This window comes from Parapedobacter defluvii, assembly GCF_014642075.1.
GTDB lineage: Bacteria > Bacteroidota > Bacteroidia > Sphingobacteriales > Sphingobacteriaceae > Parapedobacter > Parapedobacter defluvii.
In genome coordinates this window covers 518,891-542,460 of record NZ_BMIK01000001.1, presented here as the reverse complement: position 1 = coordinate 542,460, position 23,570 = coordinate 518,891, and the positions used below count along the sequence as shown (strand labels likewise).

13 protein-coding genes are annotated in these 23,570 nt (G+C 49.0%); all 13 read right to left on the bottom strand.

Annotation, left to right across the window (positions count from 1 at the left end; all coding sequences use genetic code 11):
• Positions 1–36 precede the first annotated feature (36 nt).
• Positions 37–1,767, bottom strand: a complete 1,731-nt coding sequence (locus IEX60_RS02090; RefSeq protein WP_188746869.1) for a RagB/SusD family nutrient uptake outer membrane protein — start codon at positions 1,765–1,767, stop codon at positions 37–39.
• Between the two features lie 16 nt (positions 1,768–1,783).
• Complete coding sequence (locus IEX60_RS02085; protein WP_188746867.1) at positions 1,784–4,894, bottom strand: SusC/RagA family TonB-linked outer membrane protein; 3,111 nt, start codon at positions 4,892–4,894, stop codon at positions 1,784–1,786.
• 237 nt (positions 4,895–5,131) lie between these two features.
• Entirely contained in the window at positions 5,132–6,688 is a 1,557-nt protein-coding gene (locus IEX60_RS02080) for a RagB/SusD family nutrient uptake outer membrane protein (protein ID WP_188746865.1), read from the bottom strand.
• Between the two features lie 26 nt (positions 6,689–6,714).
• On the bottom strand, positions 6,715–9,831 hold the full coding sequence (locus IEX60_RS02075; protein WP_188746863.1) for a SusC/RagA family TonB-linked outer membrane protein: 3,117 nt from the start codon (positions 9,829–9,831) through the stop codon (positions 6,715–6,717).
• A 16-nt stretch (positions 9,832–9,847) separates the two neighbouring features.
• Positions 9,848–11,155 (bottom strand): aspartate aminotransferase family protein, encoded by a 1,308-nt coding sequence (locus IEX60_RS02070; RefSeq protein WP_188746861.1) that lies wholly within the window; start codon positions 11,153–11,155, stop codon positions 9,848–9,850.
• Between the two features lie 41 nt (positions 11,156–11,196).
• Positions 11,197–14,187 (bottom strand): cellulase family glycosylhydrolase, encoded by a 2,991-nt coding sequence (locus tag IEX60_RS02065; RefSeq protein ID WP_188746858.1) that lies wholly within the window; start codon positions 14,185–14,187, stop codon positions 11,197–11,199.
• A 12-nt stretch (positions 14,188–14,199) separates the two neighbouring features.
• Entirely contained in the window at positions 14,200–15,165 is a 966-nt protein-coding gene (locus IEX60_RS02060) for a mannonate dehydratase (RefSeq protein ID WP_188746856.1), read from the bottom strand.
• 27 nt (positions 15,166–15,192) lie between these two features.
• Positions 15,193–16,752 (bottom strand): hypothetical protein, encoded by a 1,560-nt coding sequence (locus IEX60_RS02055; RefSeq protein ID WP_188746854.1) that lies wholly within the window; start codon positions 16,750–16,752, stop codon positions 15,193–15,195.
• A gap of 41 nt (positions 16,753–16,793) precedes the next feature.
• Positions 16,794–18,278 carry a hypothetical protein gene (locus IEX60_RS02050; protein WP_188746852.1) on the bottom strand — a complete coding sequence of 495 codons (1,485 nt, stop codon included), beginning with the start codon at positions 18,276–18,278 and terminating at the stop codon, positions 16,794–16,796.
• A gap of 82 nt (positions 18,279–18,360) precedes the next feature.
• Entirely contained in the window at positions 18,361–19,734 is a 1,374-nt protein-coding gene (locus IEX60_RS02045) for a sugar porter family MFS transporter (protein WP_188746849.1), read from the bottom strand.
• 95 nt (positions 19,735–19,829) lie between these two features.
• Positions 19,830–21,224: a hypothetical protein gene (locus tag IEX60_RS02040; RefSeq protein WP_188746848.1), complete on the bottom strand. Its 1,395-nt coding sequence runs from the start codon at positions 21,222–21,224 to the stop codon at positions 19,830–19,832.
• A 21-nt stretch (positions 21,225–21,245) separates the two neighbouring features.
• A complete protein-coding gene (locus IEX60_RS02035; RefSeq protein WP_188746846.1) occupies positions 21,246–22,058 on the bottom strand; it encodes an SMP-30/gluconolactonase/LRE family protein in 813 nt (270 codons plus the stop codon).
• A complete protein-coding gene (locus tag IEX60_RS02030) occupies positions 22,058–23,557 on the bottom strand; it encodes a M81 family metallopeptidase (protein WP_188746844.1) in 1,500 nt (499 codons plus the stop codon). The genes IEX60_RS02035 and IEX60_RS02030 overlap by 1 nt, the downstream gene beginning before the upstream one ends.
• Positions 23,558–23,570: the final 13 nt, after the last annotated feature.

The window sequence follows — 23,570 nt, the reverse complement described above, 5'->3', positions numbered from 1 at the left end:
CCTATTCAAGCTTATGAAAAACTGCGCACTCATCCGTTACCAACCGGGATTTTGATTGTTATTAAAATCAGGGATTAGATTGGTTTCGCTCAATGGAATGGGAAATAACAGGTATTTATCCTGCCATCCTGCCGACCGGCGCTCGGTTACAAATCGCTGGTAAGTAAATGACCCATCTCCTTGTTTCCGTATCTCTATCCCCGTCACAAGCTTATCCGTTTCTGACAAAATTTTCCATCTTCTGACATCCCAAAAGCGATGCTCTTCATACGCAAATTCAACCCGCCTTTCCCGTCTGATGCGATCACGCATTTGCTCTTGGTTTAAACCAGCGGGTAAATCAGGCATATCCGCCCGCCTTCTTACTGTATTGACAGCTTCATATGCCCCCAAAGGCCCGTTTGCTTCATTCTCGGCTTCTGCAAAATTGAGGTAAATTTCGGCTAAGCGGTATTTCTTCCAACGGGTTTGTTGTACCAATTGATTGGCTGGAATTAACGGGTCATAGAATTTTTTTAGATAATAACCGGTCCTGGTGTTGGTAAACTGTGCATAGGCCAGCAGTTGATCGCGTCCACCGATAAATGTTTCAACCGTATGTTCCCTCCCGTTTATAGGTCCATAATAAGATCCGTTGTGAAAGACGGTCGCATAAAAGCGGGGATCACGTCCTGCGTACGGGTTATTCTCATCGTAACCAGAACTGGCATTAATAATAGGCTGCAAGTGGTCGCTATCCTGATATCCCAAAATCGCCGGCTCGCCAGTCGCTTGCATTTCATAGCTATCTACTAGTTCCTGTGAGGGGCATGCCCCGGCACTGGTACCAATCAGTTCTCCATTGCTCGGGATGGTATTGATAACGGAAAAAACACCCGCATCTGCTGGAATCTCGTGGATGGTTTCGCGATCCAAGATAGAAGCACCAAGATCTTGAGACCGGATGAAATAATTGCCATAGTCGTCAAATAATCGGAAATCTCCCTGCACCGTAAGTGCCTGCAATGCATCGCGTCCCGCATCAGCAGCCCGCTGCCACTTGGATTGCTCGTTCGTCGCATTCCAGAGTGGGCTTGCATTGAACAACAGGGCTTGCGACTTAATGGCATAAGCAACGGCCTTAGGGAAACGACCACGTTCCGAAGCATTGGTAATCCGTAATGGCATATTCGCGTTTGCGATGACAGCGTCGCAATCACTGACAATGAAATCGACCGTTTCCTCAAAGCTCGGACGCGTTAACGACTCAAAAGCAAACCCGGGAGCAAAAGGTTCTGTCACCACGGGCATGGCACCATATTGTTTCGTGAGTTCCCAATAGAAAAAAGCACGCAGCAACTGCACTTCAGCCTTTAAGCGGCTTTTCTTAGCAGGATCCTCAATATTTGCATTGTCAATATAGGATAGGAAAAGGTTCGCATGGCCAATTCCCTGCCACCAAAGCCCATAATCCAACATACCCGCAAGGGGATTTGCTGAAGGTGTTAAAGCACCGATCTGCCATTGCAGGGCCATCCCACCGATAAATGTGTTCCTCACTTCCTGCGCTTCATCGGTTATGCCCGCAAGAAATCCATAGTTATTATAATTGAAAAAATAAAGCGGTATTTTTGAATAGATCGTATTTACAAAAGATTCGGTCTGAATTTCATCTTTAAATACCTCGTCAAATGTGATTCTCCCATCGGGCGTGATATCAAGTGGACTTTCTTTACACGATAGTACGGTGAAGACCGTTATAAGCGCTAAAATGGATATTTTTTTCATGTTTTTAACCTCCCAATTAAAATGTAACATTTACCCCGAAGTTGAACAACCGCTGAATGGGATAGGCGTACGCACTTGTCAATTCAGGATCAATCCCATCAAATGGAAGTTTATCCCAGGTATACAGATTGAGACCATTGGTGTACAGACGAATACGCTTGATACCCATGCGCGTCACGAGCTTGACGGGGAACGTATAGCCCAGCTCAACATTGCGCAGCCTCAAAAAGCTGCCATCTACGTAAAAGAAATCGTTTAATCGTTCATCGGGAGATGCCTGGGTAGTCAAACGGGGATACTTGATGGTTTCCCCATTGGCGGCCCGTTCGGGCGTCCAACTGTACCGATGCCAATCCGAATAGTTAGAAAATCCCGATCCAGCCCACATTCCATTGTCTCCCATTATTCTTCCTACATTGGCTACACCTTGAAACAGCACGCTGACATCCCATTGTTTGTAATTGACATTAAATGCCGCCCCAAATGTATATTCCGGTATTGCCGTATATTTCAACGGGGCCATATCCAACTCATTGACGGTCCCATCCATGTTAAGGTCCTTGTACTTAAAGTTACCGGGTCTCGACTCATGCCCTCCAACCACTTGCTGCGGAGAATTGGCAATGTCTTCGGCATCTTTAAAGAAGCCCTCTACGATATAACCAAAGTTTTGTCCCAAAGGATATCCGGTAGCGCGGTATTGGTAGGCAAAATCGGGATTCAATAACGGTTCATCCGCAAACAGCTGTTTGTTCTTTGCGTGATTAAAATTAAGCTTTGTCAAAATAGATAAATCTGCCGTTACCGCCTTCCGGTAGTTCAACTCGATTTCGTACCCTTTATTCTCGATTACGCCAATATTAACCGGAGGAAGCACACTTGCCGGAAACCCGTTGATCAATGGTATGGTGGAACGGTTCCGCAAAATATTGTCGCGCTTTTCTTTAAATACATCTACAATAAGGTCTAATTCATTAAATAATCCCAGTTCAAACCCCACGTTGGTTTTTCTGGCGATCTCCCACGTGATATCGGCATTTTTCAGCATATTGATGCCAATGTGTTGGCCCAGTCCGAGGCTTGTAGAATATCCGCCTGCCCCTAGGTAGATGTCATCCAAATAGAGAAAACGCCTACCCCCCAATTGATCGTTTCCGACCAGCCCATAGGATCCCCTTAATTTCAGGTGGGAAATGTAATCGTGATCCTTAAATGTCGGTTCGTTCGAAATCAACCACCCCGCAGAGATCGCCGGAAAAAATCCAAAACGTTTACCTTTGGCAAACTGTTCGGATCCGTTGTAACCCGCGTTGAACTCCATGAAATACTTGTTATCGTATCCATAGGTCAACCGTCCTGCAAAACCACGCAGGTTAAAGGGCAACGCAATGCCTTGGATATTTTGCTGTTGCTGATAAAAAGCCATTCCCGTTATGGCATGTTTGTCAAACTGCCTATTATAATTCAAGTATGCCTGAAAATTGAACAGCGACACAAAATTTGAACCGCCCCCTATTGTGATGGGAGTATTTAGCCACCCCCCGTACTGTGAAAAATAAATCTCATCGGGTATCGTCGGGTCAGAACTGGGATTGATTACCTGCATATACCTGATGAACTCTCGTGCACCGTAAAGGTTATTAATGGACCGGGTATCAAAGGACATGACCAACCGGGCGGATAAGCCCTTGGTAACCATATCCAATTCTTGATTCATACCAAACGTCGCCAATACGTTGCTGCGGGTTTGTTTTACGTATCCAGATCTATTCAACAGTCCATATGCCGGCCAGTCAATATTCGGGCCCGTGGTTACTTCACCCTCGGGGGTTAGCATGGGCACATTGGCCGGGACACGCGTCATGAATGAGATGATGTACAGTGCCGGAGACATACCCTCCAATTGAGTCGGGATATCTCCCAGCCTATTTAAAATACTCATCGGCATATTCTGCTTTTCCAAATAGCCTGCAACATTCATGAACGCTGACAGCCGATTATTCAGTTGTAAATCGATATTCGATCGGAAAGAGTATCGATCCAGCTTGAATGACGGATCATAAGGCAGATCCTGCTCTACGTTAAACTGTCCGCCCTGATTTAGATAGGTTGCATTCACAAAATACTTCATGGATCGATTGTTGGTTGTGCCCGAAATATTCAAATTGTATCGCTGCTGCAACGCTACGTCTTTCATCATGATGTCCCGCCAATTCGTATTCGGATAGTTCACGGGATCCGCACCAGTTCTGTACATTTCCAGCGCTTTTTCCGAGAACTGTGCCGGCAGCCCATCGTTTTTTAATGCCAGGTTCCGGAGTGAGGCATAATCATACGAGTTGACCATATCAAAAAACTTCGGAAAATCCTGAACGGCACCTTCCGCACTTAGATTGATTTCGGGCACCTCAGACGTACCCCGTTTTGTGGTCACTAAGATGACACCGTTCGCACCGCGCACACCAAACAAAGCGGTCGAGGAAGCATCTTTTAAGATCGTGATCGACTCGACTTCATTAGGGTCGATATGGGTCAACTCCCGTTCGATACCATCAATCAACACAATGGGTGCAGTTTGGTTAATGGTTGCTCTCCCCCGTATAAACAAGGCAGTGACATCCCGTCCCGGCTCACCGCTGGTTTGTAGTGTAGTCAATCCGGGCAACCGCCCGGCCAATGTGACCGCCAGATTCGCTGCTGGGCTTTGCTTCAATTCCTTGGTCTTCACGGAGGCGATAGCTCCCGTGATGGTTTCTTTCTTTTGCGTAGCATACGCTACAACTGCCACCTCATCCAAGCCAACGGTGGATTTCACCAGCAAGACGTCGATGTTAACCCGGCTGTCAACGTAAACATATTGTTCATCAAATCCCACATGTCGGAATACCAGCGTTTCTTCAGGCTTGGCTTGCAAATGGAATTGTCCATCGATATCCGTTTTCACACTGAAGCCGGAGGACGCGATGGTAACGGTTACACCTGGCAAAACCTCCTGGTTCTCCGAATCACGCACAGTTCCCGAAATATCCAGTAACTGCTGAGATTGGGCAGGTAATTCCATCAGCAACGCAAGCATCATCAATAGGATGCCTTTTAATTGGTTGATTAGTAAAACATTCTTATTCATATTTTTATTAGGTTAGTTATTCTTGTGTTCACACATCCAAAAGTGTCACAAGCTGATCACAACAAATTTACATCACCACCAATCATTTAAATATGACAGGGTTAACAGAAACTATATCACTATTACCTATCCTTTTTTATGGACAAAAACGGCGTCTTACTAAGGTAAAAACACATTGAAAAAGCCCGTTCGGTGAATACCAAACAGGCTTTTTCATGGCCGAATTATCCAGCAAAATCAGTAACCCGGGTTTTGGGGTCTCAAGTTTGGATTATCAGACATTTCCAGCGTGGGCAGCGGTAGCAGCAGGTGCCGGTCTTTGAGGGTCTGATTAGAACTCAGGTTGACATGTCCGACAAAATCATCAAACCTGTCCGTCCGTTCATTGTAAACTTTTCGAAGCCTCACCATATCAAACCAGGTAATCCCCTCATAACATAACTCATGCCACCGTTCTTTCCAGATGGCTTCCCGAAAGGTTTCCTTGCTAAATGAGTTCCGTGCGGCAGTCGTCAGGCCAGCCCGGGTTCGAATGCGCGTCAGTGCTTCATACGCATCGTCCGATATTCCGGTACTTTCATTTGTTGCCTCAGCAAACACCAGTAACACCTCGGCAAAGCGGATCTGATGAATATTCAGGTCATCTACCCCTGTACCTGTTTGACCCGGTGCGCCATTTGCAATGGTATTAAAAAACTTGAAAATGTAAGGACCGCCCAAGCTGAATAGCGCACCGGACCCATTGGTATAGTAGCTCGTATAGAAAAACCCCGTTTTGTCTTTCTTCCGGAGGTCATCGTCCGCAAACGAATTGTAGAAGTCCAGTGTCGGAACGGTGGTGCCAACCCCTGTATTCGTGACAGACACCGGTTTAAAATTCGGTCGGGTGAAAAGCCCCTGCATATTAGGTACAATGCTACCATGGAATTGGATCATAAAAATCTGCTCAAGCTCGTTTTTTCTGGATGGATCCCTAAATGCCGAGTAGTCGCCAAACAGGTTCAAAATACCCGGGTTTGCGCGTGCGTATGTAATGACTTCTCCGGATTTTTCAGCCGCCAATTGATAGTATGCGTTGCCTTTATTTAACGGGTATCCCGCCATGGTCAAATACACCATGGCCAATTGGGATTTTACCGCAGCCAATGAGACACGCCCTGATTTGTCCATCCAGGGTAGCCCTGCAGATTCTGCATTAACCAGATCATTGACGATCAGCGCGTAAACTTCTTCAATTGAGGTTCTTTGGGGAAAGAAATCATCCGAACCGGCATTTTGGGGTTTAGTAATCAATGGAATATCTCCCCACAGCCGTACTGCATAAAAATAGGCCCAGGCTCTCAGGAAATAAGCTTCCCCCATGATCTTAGACCGTTGTTCTTCATCCATCGGACTGATGTTGGGCACATTCTCAATAACGAGATTAGCCTGCGCTATTACGCGGTACAGTCCATTCCACCAGTTAACGATATGCCTGTTGTTACCATCGTGTACCAACGAATACAGATTGTTTAGGCTGGCATTCTCCGCACTTTCCGTTGTTGATGTCCCCGTCAGTGCTTCCAGCAGCTGCCAGTTCGCAGAAAATGATCCCGCATAATCACCGATAAAGCGCGTATCTGCATAGACAGCGGCAATTGCAGACTCGGCATGTTCCGGAATCGTGAAAAAGCTTTCTTTGGTTAAATTTGTCGGATCGACTTCCTTGAGAAAACCCGAGCATCCCCATATGGATAGTCCGCAGCAAACGGTTAATACAGCGATTACCGTAGACCTTGATGAAAAAAACTTCATAGCAAATATCCTCATCTCCTTAAAAATCAAAAACTAACATTTACGCCCAACATATACAATGTTGGCTTGGGGTACGCGTGATAAGTCAACCCTTGTGAAAATGCTCCGGCACCAAATCCCGTCCCCACTGTTTCCGGATCGCCATTTACCTCATCGCTGACAATCAGGAAAAAGTTCTGGAGCGACGCGTATACGCGCAATTGATTGACGCCCCAACGCTGTGTCATGCCACTCGGCAGGGTATAACTCAATGCCAGGTTCCGTCCCCGAACAAATGAACCGTCTTTTAGCCAATGCGTGTCTTCATTAATGACATATCCCGCACGCGTATCCCGTAATTCGGGGATGATTGAGTGCTGATTTTCCGGGGTCCAGGCATTGAGCACAGTCCGGTAACTATTAGCCAGTGCCACCCGGTCTTCGCTGGATCCCATGCTCAACTCAAAGACATCATTTCCATAGGCATATTGAAGATCTACCGTGAGCCCCCAATTCCGGTATGTAAATTCGTTGACCAATGCTCCCCAACCATCCGGGCTGCCATTTCCGATAATCATCCGGTCTGCATCGGTTATTGCATAGTCTCCGTTGACGTCACGGTATTTTATATCTCCGGGCAGAATGGGCAAGCCATTACGGTAACTCGCAAATTTTGCAGCCTCCTCACGTTCTGCCTCACTCCATATCCCTTCTCTGATCAGTCCGTAAAACGATCCCACCGGGGCCCCTTCCCGGATGATATTCGTCGGATTAATGAACACCACGCCACCGACACCAATGATATCGGAAGGTGTAGCCAGTGAAAGCACCTTGTTTCTATTCATGGAGATGTTGAACGTGGTCTTCCACGAAAACGCATTGCTTTCAATGTTGCGTGAATTTACTGTAAGCTCTATCCCTTTGTTTTCCATGGATCCCACATTTCGCCGTATCGTGGCATAGCCGCTGCTTCGGGGAACGGGTGCGTCCAGCAGCATGTCGGTCGTTTTCCGGTAATAGAGGTCTCCTTCAATGGCGATCCGGTTATTGAAAAGACCTAGCTCCACGCCCACATCGCTTTGCGCCGTTTTCTCCCAACGCAGATCCGGATTAGCCAATCTGCCAATTCCGGTGCCGCCCACACGCTGGTCTCCCAGCACGGCTATGTAGCCGGAGTTCAGGAGTGATAAAGAAGAATAGGGCGGGATTTCGGAATTTCCCGTTACCCCGTAACTCATGCGCAATTTCAAATTAGAGACTACCTCGTTTTGGCGCAAAAACGGCTCGTCAGACACCCGCCAGGCCAGTGCGGCCGAGGGGAAAAATGCATATTTATAATTGTCTCCAAATTTCGACGAGCCATCAATTCGTCCGGTTACCGTCAGCAAATATTTGTTAAACATACTGTAGTTTACACGCCCAAAATAGGAGTTGAAGGAAAACCGGGATGCGCCCGAACCGTATATCGGGTTATTGCTGCCGGCACCGATGTTGTTAAACCCAAAGTAGTCGCTTGGAAAATTCTGTACACTCACATTGATTCCGAAAGCGCTGGATTCCTGCCAGGACATTCCAAGCATCGCATTGATGGAATGGACATCGGACAAGCTGTTGTTATAGGTAAAGTAATGATCGAGTGACCAGAAATTCGTGCGCCCATTGTTTACCGACGCCGACCCCTGTTCTCCCATGATAGAAAGTCCGCGGCTCACCGACGTGTTGATTTCCTGAGTGATATTGGAAGTACCCAATTCCGTGCGCATCTCCAATCCCTCAAAGAGACGAATGTTGGAATAGATATTACCCAATGCTGTCTGCGTATTCAATATATACTTGCGTTCATAAAGGTACTGGATGGGGTTCAAGCTTGCTTCTGCATATGGATAGTCTCTGTTTGCGCTCCACGAGCCATCGGGATATTTCACGGGCAAAAACGGCAAGCCTTCTGCAATCATCCGGATCGGAAGATAATCTTGATCTACCCTGTTTTCCGTTTGGTAGTTATACGTCAGCGTACCGCCAACCTTCAACCAATCCCTGACTTGATCGTCAAATGTTAAGCGGCCGTTATACCGTTTCATATAAGATGTTTTAATAAGCCCCTGGTCATCGCGGTAACCCAGGGAAACCGCATAGGATCTGCTATCTGACCCTCCGGTAATTCCCAGTTGATGGTTTTGAGAGATTCGGTGCTGAGTGGCTTCGTCCATCCAATCGGTGTCATACAACGGATTTCCCTCACTGTCGAAAAGCCTGGGATCGGTCCGGTTCAGTGCCGGATTCCTGAGCTCGTATTTGCCGTCGGCCCAACCGACAGGGTCGTATTTCTCGATATTTCGGTAAGCGATATCCTCCACCTGCAAATATTCCCTGGCGTTCAGGTATTTCGGCATATTAGGGCCAAGAGTCGGCGTGCTGACATCAACATTATAGTTCACTTCGCTGAATCCCGATTTACCCCGCTTCGTGGTTATCAAAATCACGCCATTTGCACCCCTTGCTCCATAAATTGCAGTAGATGAAGCATCTTTCAGGATTTCGATCGATACGATATCCGTCGGATTAATAAAACCCATGCTTTCGGTCATGACCCCGTCAATGACATACAGTGGGTCATTCGAGCTATTGATGGAGCTGAATCCCCGCACTCTTACATTGGTAAACCCTCCAGGTCTGCCCGAATTGACATTCACCTGCACACCGGAAATACGACCAGCGAGCATCTCGTTTACAGACGATGCTGGACGTTCCTTTAATGTCCTTTCACTGATCGATCCAACGGAACCCGTCAAATCCGATTTGCGTTGCGTACCGTAACCAATGACAACCACTTGATCCAATGCTGTCGTGGATTTCTGCAACATGACATCGACCACACGCCGGCTGTTGACCGGAATTTCAACGGATTCATAGCCAACGGAACTGAATGTCAGCACTGCGTTCGGGCCAACCTCCATTCGATAACTTCCGATGCTGTCCGTTTTCACGGTTGCCCCTGAAGCGGCTACCGTCACACCGGCCATTCCCTGCTGGGTTTCTGCATCGCGCACCACTCCTCGGACTTCCGTTTTTTCCTGCGCCATTCCCTTTACATACGCCGATGCCGCGACAACCAGCATAAGCACCAGTGGCTGGATTCGAAACCTAAAAAATATCCTATTCATCTGCTCATAATTTTAATCATGCTGAATTCATATCGTGAAGCACCCGGCTGGCTACCTCAATGGCCTGATTGATCTCTGCCTCGGTATGTGCAGCGCTGATGTACCACAGTCCGCGGCCGATGACGCGCACACCCGCATCATGCAGTCCCGCTACAAAACGGCCCAGCTTCGCTTTGTTGGTACCCAACGTATCCCGGTAGTCCGACAGCGGCTGCGATACACCGAAATAGGTTACGAACATCGGTCCCAGCCCCTGTACAGACAGATCCTGAGCAGCTTCCGCTGCAGTTCTTTGCAAGCCTTGCATCAGCTTTCTGCCTAACCGGTGCATCCGATCATAGGGCATCTCCTGTTCGAGTACCTCGATGGTTGCCAACGCAGCAGCGACTGTTGGATTTCCAGCGTTCATGGTTCCCGCATGGATTACCTTTCCTGCTGCCACAAGTTCCATCCATTCGCGTTTGCCCACGATCGCACTGATTGGATAACCGCTGCCCATTGCCTTGGCAAAAATTGACAGATCCGGAGTCACCCCATAGTAGGACTGTGCCCCACCCAGTCCCACCCGGAAACCTGTTATTACCTCGTCAAATATGAGTGTTACCCCATATTTATTGCATAGCTCGCGTAAGCCCGATAAAAAGCCTTCTTTTGGCAGAATACATCCGTTGTTGCACATAATGGGCTCCGTAATGATTGCCGCGATTTCTTCATGCCGCTTTTCCAGTACCCGCCCTACCAATTCCAGATCGTTCCAGGGCAATACGATGAAATCATCCCGTGAAGAATCCGGAAGGCCGGCAGTCCACGGAAACACATTGGGCTGCTCGCGGTCGCCCAATGCGTCCGCATTAGGAGCCGAGATGCCATAGGCCACATTGTCCAACCAGCCATGGTAATGCCCTTCAAACCGTAGAAATTTTTTCCGTCCTGTCTTTGCACGGGCTACCCTGAATGCCGTCTGTACAGCTTCAGACCCGTCCAGGCAAAACCTCATCAACTCAGCCGAAGGAATCAGCGCATTCAATTTTTCAGCTAACTCTACTTCCCGGATATGCTGTCCGGCATACAACTGCCCTTCTTCCGAATATTCTGCTACTGATTTTAACACGTGTGGATGGGAATGACCCAAGATTAACGGACCTTGACTCAATGTAAAATCCAGATACTCATTCCCGTCGACATCGTATATTCGGCTACCTTTTCCGTGGGAATAAAAGATCGCGTGGGGGTGATTATATTTCCGGAATTCCGAAGAGACGCCCCCTGCCAATACTTGCTTTGCGCGATCCAATAAGATCGCAGAATTTTTATAACTACCCATTCTTTTATGTATATCGTTCTGACGTTTTTCTTCTTACTTTTTTAGCCCATCCTCCCTTTTCCAAACTTGACGAGGATAACGTATCGAGCCAGCTGATCATCCACCGTTAGTACATTCCCTTTGAAACCACCTTGTATTGGATGTTCATGACCAAAACCATCTGAAATACATAGTTGACTAATTGTCCGCTGGAATGTGATGCGCGTAGGTTGAGTCACCATCAACTTAACCGTTGCAGCTTTCAATAAATCCGGCTGCTCGGTTGCGAAAATGGCACGGCCACTTTCGACATCACAGAATTGGCGCTTGCCGATATAGATCTTGCGGGCGCCTTCCACCAATGGTATTCCGCTTTTGGTCAGGTGCACGACACCGAAATCCGTCAACCCCATTCCCACCTTCTCATATGAATAAGCAAGTACAGCTTGATCTACCGGCTGCTCCACTGCCGCAGTCAACAACATCCCTTTAGCTGTCCGCCTCATGACGACCCTGATTCCTTCGCCACCCGCCTCTACCGTTACCCGATCCAGTAGTTGGCTTGAAACCCATGTATCGTCCGTAAACACGGACACCCCGCTTGCCCTTAACCGCTCAATCACTGCGGTCCCTTCGGGGCCGAGTGCATGCGGACAGATCAAAACCTGTACCTTGTCTGGAAGTGATGCCAGCTGATCCTCCTGCCAAACGCCGAACAACACATGGTTTTCCCACAGTTTCCGGAATGTGTCATCTAGGGTGTTGATGGCCTGAAGTTGTGCTTTCGGGATCACTACATACGCCGTTTCCGGGGCAGCGACCCGTTGCAAGCCCGCCCCAAACAAGCCCAGTCTACCCAGTGCGACTGCCGCCGATGCCGGAAATGGCGTTCCATGATAAATCGATCCATAGCCCGTTCCACTTGGCGTCGGACACATCCCTACCCCCTTGTCGGACATCAATCTTGCCATATCCGCAAACGGTGCAAACCACCTGGGATCCGGATCATCGACCAGTGTTTCCCGAAGCGGTAACGGCCAATAGCAGGACTCCTTGGAGAGCCAGCTTAGTCCCCATTCGTAGGAAACAGCCCCCGCCGCACCACCGGCCAACGCATAGTGGGCAGTTCCGTCGTATCGCTCCGTCGGATTCCATTCACCATAGCCAAACTCTTCCAGCAAAATCGGCTTATTGAAAGAAATGGGGTCGAGATACTGCAATTTCAACCCGGCATGCTCCGCGGGATAATAGTTGTGCCAGGGTACCATGGGGGCGTCTGCATTGGCTACGTTGACGTCTCCGCCATCCACGGTCGAAAATACGTAACCGGGTAAAACCAGTTGGTCAGATCCGGCTTTTCTTAGCACCGCCGTCATGACATTCGCCCACCGCTTATAAAGCAATGAATCTCGTAAAGTTCCTCGGCTCATGGTCACTTCCTCCCAGTCCTGCACTTCCTTATCCATCTGAGAGGTGTCCGGATCCTTGATATACACTTCGTTGGACAAATTATAGATGAGGTTACCTGCATTTTTCCAACGGCTGGCCAGGATCGAAATAAATTCGCGTTGCAAATCGAGGTTCCTGAGCGACACGGAGATGAGGTTAAAATCTCTTGGATGCCTGAAATCAAACAACACCTGTTCGCCCGAGTCACGTTGAAATCCCATTTGCCGTACCCATTGGGTAAACAATGTCAGGATCACGACAATCCCATTCCGCGCCGCCTGTTCGATCGCTACGTCGATCGAGCGCAATACCTGTTCGTCGATAACCGGATTAATCCACACCCGTATGATGCGATATCCGGCTTTCCGAATTGCTGCAAGATCTTCCTCGGCCTTCAACGGGCGGTAATCCCGCCATACCCATTCCCACCACGAACTTGACGGATAATAGTGTGTTCCTGCCCAAAAGGCCTCCTCGCCATCGATTTTAAAGCTGGGTCCGACTATTTCGTGGTTCACAGAGGTATTCACCTGATCAGCCGCCAGCTTAAACGCGAGGTACCGGACTTCGATAACCTCCAGATTGCCATCCACAGCCAGTAGTTCGGCTTTCGAAACGTCCTGCAGCACCTCAAGCCTTACCTCGCATAACCCGGGTTGAAATCTCGGCACAAAGTCAAAAATCGCTTCGGTGCTGCTTCTTCCTTCTGGAACCCGCCTGAGGAGACCCAAAGGCTGAAAATCCGTAGCATCGGGATAGCGTATGGAAAAACGGAATTGGACGGATACCGCACGCTGGTTGCGGTTGCGAAGGCGCACACGGAGCTGTACCCGTTCTTTTTTATAAAATGCAGTGTAATTGGTATTAAAATCTGTTACCTGGAGAAAACTTCTGCGTTTCCGATCCAACTGATCAAGTATGGATTTCCATTGTTGTTCGTCCATTAACTTTAACGGTTCATGGACGAAAAAAAAGAAACATTCGCACCCTTCGAATCTGCCCAACGCCAAGGACGGTGCAAAATAATTCATGTATACCGCCGGATATCCGACCACATTTCCAAACCGATCCTTTGCCTCCCATATCGGCAAAAAGTCTGCCCGGATTTCCTCATCCACATTGTGATAAGGCATTCCCTTTGGCGGAGCAATGTACGCACCCATGACCTTTGCTCGGGTCAATGGCAGGTGCGGCCACAAAATTGGACTATCTGATTTTACACCGATGTCTAACTCATCATCGGAAATCACATACCCGCCTACCGAAAGCGCAGGAGGTAAGTTACCCGGTTCGCCCAACCAAACCAAGGCATTTCCCTCGGCCAATCGGCCCACCAATTCATCTGCATTGAGTGTTTGAAGCGGAAGTGGAATAAAACCGGATGGCAATTGATTTTCGAGCCGACGGATAACGGCGGCATCGGCTACCAAAAATGTCGTTGTACCGTATCCAGCCGCAGGGTATATTTCGTCTCCTTTCAGTTTTCCCGCCGGCAACGTATCCGTATTTTCCTGTGACGTCCCCTTCGTTAGCGATTCAAAAGGCGAAACGGAAAAGCCCACCGATCCGATAGCCAACGATCTCAGATAATCTCTCCTATTCATCGGTCGCCATTTTTAATAACCTGCATGATCCATGAGCCCCCGGAGGTATCCAAGCGCAAATAGCCGCCCCATTTCGGCATAACCGGGGTCTTTATTGTCCTCTCCTTCTAGTGTAGGTGCATGATCTATGCGTACCGGACCGTCAAACCCGACTTCTCTGTACGCTTTTACCGCTTCTAGCATGTTGGTTTGCCCATCGTCGTGAAACGTTTCTGTAAATCGCTCGGCCGTACCTTTGACGTCCCGGAAATGCACGAAGAAAATTTTCTTTTTATGCCCGAATTCGCGGATGATAGCAGGAATATCTTCTCCTGCGGCGGCAAGTGTCCCTTGACAGAGCGTGATCCCGCTATAAGGGCTTGGCACCATGTCCAGCACTTTCTGCAGCGCTGCAGCGCTGGTGACGATTCTTGAAATTCCCCGTATACTAGCTACGGGCGGATCATCGGGGTGGAGTGCAAGCTTTACTTTGTATTCTTCAGCAACGGGCACAACGGCCTCCAGGAAATACTTAATATTTTCCCACAAGGTATCCGCCGTTACGATTCCTGCATCGGTCAGCGGGGCGTGCTCCATCAGCGAATGATCGTAGCTGGTAACCAAAGCACCTCCCCTTGTAGGCGTCGTCGTCGACGTCCGGACCCAATTAAACTTTGCCATAAAATTGTAACAAAACACCGGAATACCCAACGTCCCCATGTTGCGGATCAGTTGCTTACAGTGTTCAATATCCAGATCTCGTTTGTCCGTACCCAATTTCATGTCGTGCATCTGCCCATCCAATCCAGGTTCTATAACCTCCAGTTGGAGACCGAAATTCTGATAGCTTTCCTTGAGATGGAGCAAGTCCAGATATTCCCAGGATATCTTACCGTCTGCACCTAAAGGAAGCCGGGATACCGCGTGGGTAGCTCCGCCTTGCTTCGCTATTGTCCATAGGCGATGACGAAAAGGCGGAAGTATGTCTGATATCTTCATGGTTATTTATATCTGTTATATATCGCTTTACTTACCCCACTCCGCCAATGCTTGCCTCATTGCTTTGATCAATCTGGGTGAATAGTCTTCTAACCTCGCCAGCCCATTTTTTACACGCTCAAAAGGCGTATCTCCTTCTTCACTCACCCAAGTCAACGTTGCCAATGTTTCGTCAACCGGTTTGGCCTCCAGTTTCTTAAGTGCTTCTATCATGGTAGGCCAATACCAATGATTGCTGTACCCATGGCGCGTCTGCCAGGTTTCAACAGCTTCTACGAATGCAGAGAACGCAATTTTCACAGCTTTATGGGATTTCGGATAGCGATTAACGGCATTGCTGAATGTCTGTAGCGAAGACATCACATCCAATTGAACGGCCAGATCTTCAATAAATCGATTCACATCCCCAAACAACAGCCCTTTTAAGCTACCAGTCTCCAGCGGCCGCTTTGTCAGGGCCCGCAGCCGCTTTGCAGCTTTATCCATCCGTTTGCTGTCTCCACTCTGGAGCGATTCCCAACCTTCTACAATTGTTTCACCCTGTCCGACGATCAGCTCATTGGCAAAAGCCACATAATCGGCACGTTCCACGGGTAGTCCCTGAGCTCCTCTTGCGAAAGCAAAGGTATTCGGCAATTGGAGGCAATGACTTTGCACGTTTCCAAATACCCCACGTTCAGCACCGTTTCTTCCACCGTTGTACGCGTTATCTGTCCCATAAATGGTCAGGGGAAACGACGGCTCACCCTCGATGGCACCGTAATTAAATGCCAACACCCGATCGCTCATCCCGATGGCATCGCCCACGCTAGGACCGAAGCCACTGCTGGCCACGCCCCATGGGCCGATATTTTGCCGTTCGATCAATTTCATGGCATCCTGCACCTCTTCGGCAGTCCCATGTACCAGCTCACCCGTGGCATAAAACTTACCATAGGATTCCCATCCGAAATGGGCCCAATAGTAGATTTCAATACCCGGACGTAGCCTATCCAGCATCCGGCGGTGAGCCGTCAGGATATATGCAAATTCCAGGTTCGTCGATCCTGGATACCCTCCCGGGTCGCTATCGATGACAAATAATCCGTCGGCATTCGCCAACGGCCGGAAGAGTTTCTCACGCCATTCCATCAATTTGCCGAACGCCACGGGATCGCCGGGATCTACGCGATCATCTGTATGGAAAAACGGTCGTTTTTCAAAAGTGTATTGGCGGCCGATTTCACTTTTTGGTGAAACATTGGGGCAGAACACAATCGACACTTTCAACTGATACCGATTCTTCGCAATATCGATGACTTTGGCGATTTTTTCCAGGTTGGCTTCGTCGCTTGGTGTCATCGGATCCGGAATCGTTTCGAGCATCGGCCAAATCAACACACTGTTATAACCCAATTTTTTCACCCCATCCAGATAGCCGGTCCAATCATCCAACGTCCAGGTACGGGCAGCGTATGGATGGTTGTACGACCAGTGCTGGTGCACATAGATACCCAGTAATTTCCCCGTTGGATTGTTTGCGGATTGTTGGGCGCTGGCCGTACAGCAAACGGTTATCGCCATCGCAAGCATCAATATTCGTTTCATGTTCACTTTTATCATCTGTTATCTTTGTATGGTTTCCTATTTTATTTATTGCCCTGCCCCTGCATTCGTAAATCATCCAGGGCACTTTTCATCGCTGCAATCAGCCGGGGGGTGTAAGTTTGTATTTTTTCGTACGCATCGCCTATGCGCTCACCGGGCGTATCACCAACGCCGTCTTCCCACCAAGGACCGCCCTCCAAAAAGGGCTTTAACCGATCGGTAGGTAGCCGTGTCAAGGTTTCCGTCATCGGAGGCCAAAACCAATAGCTATTGTACCCGTGTCTGTCATGCCAATCTTCCACAGCAGTAATGAACGCGCTAAAAGCGGCAACCGATGTCTTGGTTACCATGCCTTCCCCATCACCCAACGTCCGCTTCAAGGTAAACAGGGCCGCTGCCATCTGAAGTTGGCCGATTAAATCATCCACGAATCGCTTTGGATCTCCGAAGAGTAATCCCCGGAATTTCCCCGTCTTCAGATCGGATTTACTCAAGTTGATCAGCTTCATTGCCGCAGCTTTCATGCGCACCGCGTCCGTTCCCTGTAATGCCTCCCAACCTTCTACGATCGATTCGCCCGCGCCTTCGATCAGCTGATCGGCAAAGGCTATGTAATCGCCTCTTTCGGCGGTCAGACCCAACGCTCCTCTTGCAAAAGCAAACGTATTGGGGAGTTGCACGCAGTGTGTCAGTGCATTTCCGAACACTCCTCTACTTCCCGTATTCATGCCGCCTTCGTAAGCTGCTGGACCAAATAAGGTAAAGGGAAATGCTGGATCGGCTTCGATTGCACCGTAATTATACGCCAGTACACGATCTTTCATCTCGGCATCAACCTGAGCCCCGTATCCCAACCAATGTGTTGCTACACCCCACGGCTCAGGGCGCTGTTTTTCAATAAGAGATAATGCATCCTGGATTTCTTCCTGCGTTCCCATACTAAAATGCCCTGTTGCATGGAATCTGCCGTAGGATTCCCAGCCCGTCCAGGCCCAATAGTAAATTTCAATCCCGGGGCGAAGCCGATCAAGCATGCGTCGGTGTGCAGTGAGGAGGTAGGCAAACTCCGGATTGGTCGAATTCGGATATCCACCCGGATCACTATCGATGATGAAAATACCATCTGCGGCTTTCAATGGTTTCAACAGTTCCTCGCGCCATGCCATCAATTTTCCCAATTTCACCGGATCGGCCGGATCGATGTATTCATCAATGCCATAGAGCGGCCGGTCTTCATAGGAGTATGTACTCGCCAGCTCACTTTTGGGTCCGATATTCGCACACAATACAACAAATGTCTTCATCTTGAATTTACGGTGTGCAAGATCGATTACAGCCCGCATCCGATCTACATGCGCACTGTCACTTGGCGTCATCGGATTGGGCATCGTCTCCAGCATTGGCCAGATCAGTATACTGTTATAGCCAAGCGCGCTGATACCGCCTAGGTATTGCTGCCAATTTTCCAATGTCCAAGTACGTGCTGCATACGGATGGTTATAGGACCATCCTTGGTGAATATACATCCCCACCAATTTTTGGCCGGCCGTCTCCTGTGCTCGGATAGCCCCCGAAAGAAGTAGGCACGCAGCTAAAAATATCAACGCCTTAACCATGCCTGCGTTCCTCCCAAAACTCGCTGATCTTTTCCAGGCTAAGCCCTTTGGTTTCCGGCACAAACCGCCAGGAAAACCACAATCCCAAGGAGCAGATGCCTGCAAAAATGAGGTAAACTCCTGCGGCGGTATCATAATTTCTCGTAAACCAATCTGTTAGTATCGGAAAGAACTGGGCGGTGATAAAAGATGCCGCATACAGAAAGAAGCATACCACCGCAAGCGCCTTCCCCCTCACCCGATTGGGAAAGATTTCAGCAACAATAATCCAGCTTAATGGTGCCAAGCCGATGGTAAAGGCACCGGCAGAGATTAACATTGGAATCAGCGAAAACAGCGGCGGCCAGCCTAAAAACAGATTAATTGCCATTATCAAATGCCCCAAGACCATGAATGCAACACCGCCCATCAGCAACCCACGGCGGGAAAATTTCTTAATGAATGGAAAGGCCAAGAGGGTAGTCAGTAAAATCAATAAATAAACGGGAATGGAGCTGAGGATTGCGCTCGAACCGAAACTGATCCCTACCTCCGTCATAATGGTTGGGGCATAGAGCAAAATCATGTTAACACCGTTGATCTGCGAGAATACCATAATGACGATGCCGATAAGCAACGCTTGCCTGATTCCTGGCCGCCAAAGCTCATGAAATGAACCGTTGTCCATCGCTGAGCGTGTCAATTCGGCTTTAATTTCTTCCAATTCCTGCGCTGCCCGCCACCGGCCATTGATTTTTGTCAACACATCGAGCGCATCGGCAAGCCTGTTCCGGGCGGCCAGCCACCTGGGGCTTTCGGGTACAAGGAGCAGGCCGACAATGAGTAGAGCCACAGGCACAGCCTGCGAACCGAACATCCAACGCCATCCCCAACCATCGAATGAAAAGAAATACCCCACGACAACCGCCAAATTGATTCCGATAACGTTAGAAAGCTGGTTCACATTTACCAACACGCCCCGTAAATGGGGTGGTGATAACTCGGCGATATAAATGGGAGAGGAGATCATGGCTAAGCCGATACCCACTCCACCTAGGAAGCGCCATACCGCGAAGTCCCAAATACCAAAGGCAAATGCCGACCCGATGGTGGATACCATAAAAAATAAAGCGGCGAGCATCATGGTTTTACGCCGGCCCAAGCGTTCGGTAAACCACATACCAACTAACGGCCCGGATACAGATCCCAAGATCGCACTGCTTACCGCAAATCCCTTCAGCGCCGGCGTCAGCTGAAAATCCACTTCCAAAAAAGGCAGTGCGCCGGCGATGATGACCAAATCGAACCCAAACATGAAGCCCCCAATGGAAGCGACCAATACGATCAAATATGTATAAACTTTATTTCCTTTTTCTTCCTGTATCATTGCCTGCTTCTACTAAGACTCGTCTTCCATTTATTCAAAAATAGCCGTGTAAACCTGATGTTTGTACTTCGGTGTTAACCGAAACTGTAATCCGATTACCTTTGCGTTGACGATGGCGATGAAACATCGGGGTTCAATGCCGCGATATCGCGTAGGCGGTCTTTCAATCTAATCAGATATTCCGCTGGAGATTCTAGCAACGGAAATTGTTTGGTCTGACTGCTGTGGTGCGGTATCCGTTCAAGTGCATCCAACGCAGCACCTGCGGTTTCGAACCGACAAGTGAAGGCTGCCACCCGATTTCGTTCGGGCAGACTTTGCTCCCACGTACTGTGATTCTCGATAAACCGGATCACTTGGGCAATGACTTCCTGGGATGTGGTATCGGCTCCCAGATAGCTGGCATACTCATCAATCACTTTTTCCGGCGTGAGGTCTCCGTCTTGGCAGAACCGAGCAAATGCATAGACATTCATCGCCTCGACCGCTGAGTTGGAACCATCGCAATTGCTGATCATTCCCGTTAATCCGATCTGCCGGGCATCGGAGACAATCCGATGAAGGTACCTGGTTTCGGCTTGGGCAGGATGGGTCTTCATACCCGCATATCCCGTATATCCGTCGTCCACCTCATCAATCAGGAAATGCGCCCATCCCCATATGCGTTCTATGCCGCGCTGCTTTAATGCCCGGATGCCATCTGCTGTTGGAAAGCGTTCCGGATCAACGCCCGCCTCTTCATAGGCTTTGAAAGCCAGCGACCGATAATAGTTATGCAGTGGAAATTCAATACCGGTCATCGGATTGACCAGCGATGTATCGCCCGCGATTTCCCGTCCATATTGTACCTCTTTATCCCAAAAGAAGGTCGCCCATGGGCTAATCTGGATATAATCCCAATGCGACACCGCCCAGATGTTGACGTTGAACATTGCCGTTGGTGCATATTGGTGCACGAGATGCCTCACTTCCTGAGCCATGTCTTTCCATAGGGCAATACCCTCGGCACCAAGCGAATCGGGGGCACCACCGGGATCTCCAGCGTAAAATTCCATTACATCTGCTTTGCGGCACCGTTTGACTACCGCTTCGATGGTTGCCAGCCGGGCCTGCATCTGCATACTGTCCCGGGGGTCAAATGTCTCCCACCAATCGTGGGGATACGACAACAAGTTGGATTGCAACAATATACCCACCTTAAAACCATGTCGCTGGGCATCCTCGATGCCACGCGCCAAGCGTTCATAATACCCATCTTGTTCCTCAGGGGATAACCAAAGCCCTTTGTCAATGAATTGCAGGAAATTGTATCCGCAGGCCTTCCAGAATATATAATGTTCCTCTTCCGCAGCATCAAAAGCATACAGACCAATCGTTTCTAATGTGGATTTACGTACCGAAGTGGCTTCCTCCGGTGATTGGCAAGCAACAGCAGACAGCCCGGTTGCAAAGACGATTATACAAGATTTAATAAGTTGTTTATAACCCATGATTCCAATATTGATTGTGGTTTAATTTCCGGTCAACCTGATAATTCGTATTCCTCCGGGCCCTGGTTCAGCACTCCCTCCGGTTACAATAAGGTGTCTATCTGTCAAACACAAATTGCTGGGTAACGGAAAATCCATCGCCAGGGTCTTTAGCAGCTTGCCGTTACCATCCAGTACCTGAACTGCCTGCATCCCATAATGGGCTACCCACAATGTACCATCCGAATGGAATTTAATTCCATCGGGCAGGTTATAACCCTCCGGATCTCTATTTTTCGGTAATTCTGCAAATACCTCCCACCCGCCTTCCGGCAAGCCGGATGAGGCAATCGGCATCCATAGAATCCGATTCCGGTAACTTTCTGCAATCAGCAGCCCTTTCCCATCCGGAGAGAGCGCGATGCCATTCGGGAAATCCAGTTTATCTGTGATGATTCGCTGGCTACCATCGGGCCCATAGTAACAAACTTTGCCGGTTTCCCGGATGGAGTCGGTAAAATACACGCCACCGGAGGCATCGCATGCCAAATCATTGGGCATATGAATTTTGCACCCTGCACACTCCTCGATAATTTCGTGCTTTTTCCAGTTACCGGCTGCGTCATACCTGTTCACACTCGCATTGCCGCTGTCACAGACCAGGTGATCCCCATCTTGAAGGATCAACTGCCCATTCGGTTTGTTGCCTTGGGCCCATTGGGTCACTTCACCACCGATGACATCCAAGCGCATAATGGATCCTCCGCTCAGCGTTGTAAAATAAATAGCTCCCTCCCCGTCTACGACAGGGCCTTCGGTATACCAAGGCAATACGATACGTTCAGCTAGGTTCATCACGTCGAAATATCTTCAAATGGAAATAAAGGCTTCGGTCGGACTCGAAATTCCATAGTGGTCATATCGGCCTGCGTAACACCGGGCGTATTTGCCTGCATAATAGTATGGCAAACTGTACCATAGGCTGCGATCGGTGCGTTCACTCCCTTGGCAATCAACACGTCAAAACCTGCAGGGTCCAATCCAAACGACGTCAGTTGACTCAAACTGAATGGCGGCACGCGCAGCGAATGGATCATTACCACATTTCCGGCCGCTGTTTCAACCAATACCGTTTCACCCATATCGTATTGCACCTGCCCTCCGTGCCGGGGTGTTGTTTCCCGGAATTTACCATCCACTTTGTCCAGTATGCAGACCTTTGCTGCATAGGGATTGTGGCTCAAGCCGAGGGAGTAATCATTCCCGAATAAAATTTTCACTTGCGCACCACGTTCGTATTTCCGCAAGACAGTCACCGCCACCGGATCAAATATACAGGTAAAGCCACGCAAACGCCCATCGCGTTCCAGCGCTTTCAACAGCACCACGCTGTCGCCAAGCGAACCTCCACCCACATTATCTCCCATATCCAACCAAAGTATCGGTTTTTCTAATCGGTACATCTCCGCCAATTGTGCATCGACGGTTTCCAGTTTTCCTACAAATGCATAGCGATGTGTAATCAATAATGCTTCCAATCGCTGTGCCACCGCAACCCCGGCTTGCCGATCGTCATCGGTCACGACCAAAAAAGATGTTCCCATTTCCGGTACATCTGCATATGGAAATCCCAATACTACGCTCACAGACAATACACCCGGCCACTGCATGAGTACTGCAGCTTCCTCATAGAGCAACGTGCAAGGGTACGCAGCCGTGTACTGTTGTTCAATGCTGATTGTTACAGGAGGCTTTGCCAGGCATTGATTGGGCTTTATCGTACCGTTGAGGCATTTTATCATCAATTCACCGGCAATCCTACCTGTATCACGCTGATCAACGTGTGGATTTGTACGGTAAGCGATCAATGCATCGGTAGCTTCCACCATAGCCCTACTCACGTTGGCGTGAGGGTCAATCGTTCCCACAATGGGAACATCCGGACCAACAAGCTCCCGAACTTTGCCCAACCAATGCCCGTCCATATCCCGCTGTTCTTCAGAAACGCCGGCCCCATGCGGAACTACCAGGCACCCATCAATGGGCAATGTTCCGGCAAGCAATGTCGTCATTTCATCCAACAATCGTTGGTAGGCTGTCGCTGTAACGGTACCACCCGGTGTGGCCTCTGCAAACAGGAGTGGCAGGACTTCCACCCCCTCTCTGTCCATTACCGCTAACATGCCACCGATCTCATGGTAGGCATCCCGGTATTCTGCAATGATTTCCTCTCCACGCAACAAGTGACTGTTCTGAAAATCCTCAAATGTTGTTTTCCTGGCAATAAACGTATTGGACTCGTGGTATAATCCTAACAATGCTACCCGATATGGCTTCCCTTGTCGCTGTCCCATTATTCTTTGATAG

Excerpts from the sequence above, each read along its gene's own strand:
- IEX60_RS02090 (WP_188746869.1), bottom strand. The coding sequence starts at position 1,767 with ATGAAAAAAATATCCATTTTAGCGCTTATAACGGTCTTCACCGTACTA.
- IEX60_RS02085 (WP_188746867.1), bottom strand. The coding sequence starts at position 4,894 with ATGAATAAGAATGTTTTACTAATCAACCAATTAAAAGGCATCCTATTG.
- IEX60_RS02080 (WP_188746865.1), bottom strand. The coding sequence starts at position 6,688 with ATGAAGTTTTTTTCATCAAGGTCTACGGTAATCGCTGTATTAACCGTT.
- IEX60_RS02075 (WP_188746863.1), bottom strand. The coding sequence starts at position 9,831 with ATGAATAGGATATTTTTTAGGTTTCGAATCCAGCCACTGGTGCTTATG.
- IEX60_RS02070 (WP_188746861.1), bottom strand. The coding sequence starts at position 11,155 with ATGGGTAGTTATAAAAATTCTGCGATCTTATTGGATCGCGCAAAGCAA.
- IEX60_RS02065 (WP_188746858.1), bottom strand. The coding sequence starts at position 14,187 with ATGAATAGGAGAGATTATCTGAGATCGTTGGCTATCGGATCGGTGGGC.
- IEX60_RS02060 (WP_188746856.1), bottom strand. The coding sequence starts at position 15,165 with ATGAAGATATCAGACATACTTCCGCCTTTTCGTCATCGCCTATGGACA.
- IEX60_RS02055 (WP_188746854.1), bottom strand. The coding sequence starts at position 16,752 with ATGAAACGAATATTGATGCTTGCGATGGCGATAACCGTTTGCTGTACG.
- IEX60_RS02050 (WP_188746852.1), bottom strand. The coding sequence starts at position 18,278 with ATGTATATTCACCAAGGATGGTCCTATAACCATCCGTATGCAGCACGT.
- IEX60_RS02045 (WP_188746849.1), bottom strand. The coding sequence starts at position 19,734 with ATGATACAGGAAGAAAAAGGAAATAAAGTTTATACATATTTGATCGTA.
- IEX60_RS02040 (WP_188746848.1), bottom strand. The coding sequence starts at position 21,224 with ATGGGTTATAAACAACTTATTAAATCTTGTATAATCGTCTTTGCAACC.
- IEX60_RS02035 (WP_188746846.1), bottom strand. The coding sequence starts at position 22,058 with ATGAACCTAGCTGAACGTATCGTATTGCCTTGGTATACCGAAGGCCCT.
- IEX60_RS02030 (WP_188746844.1), bottom strand. The coding sequence starts at position 23,557 with ATGGGACAGCGACAAGGGAAGCCATATCGGGTAGCATTGTTAGGATTA.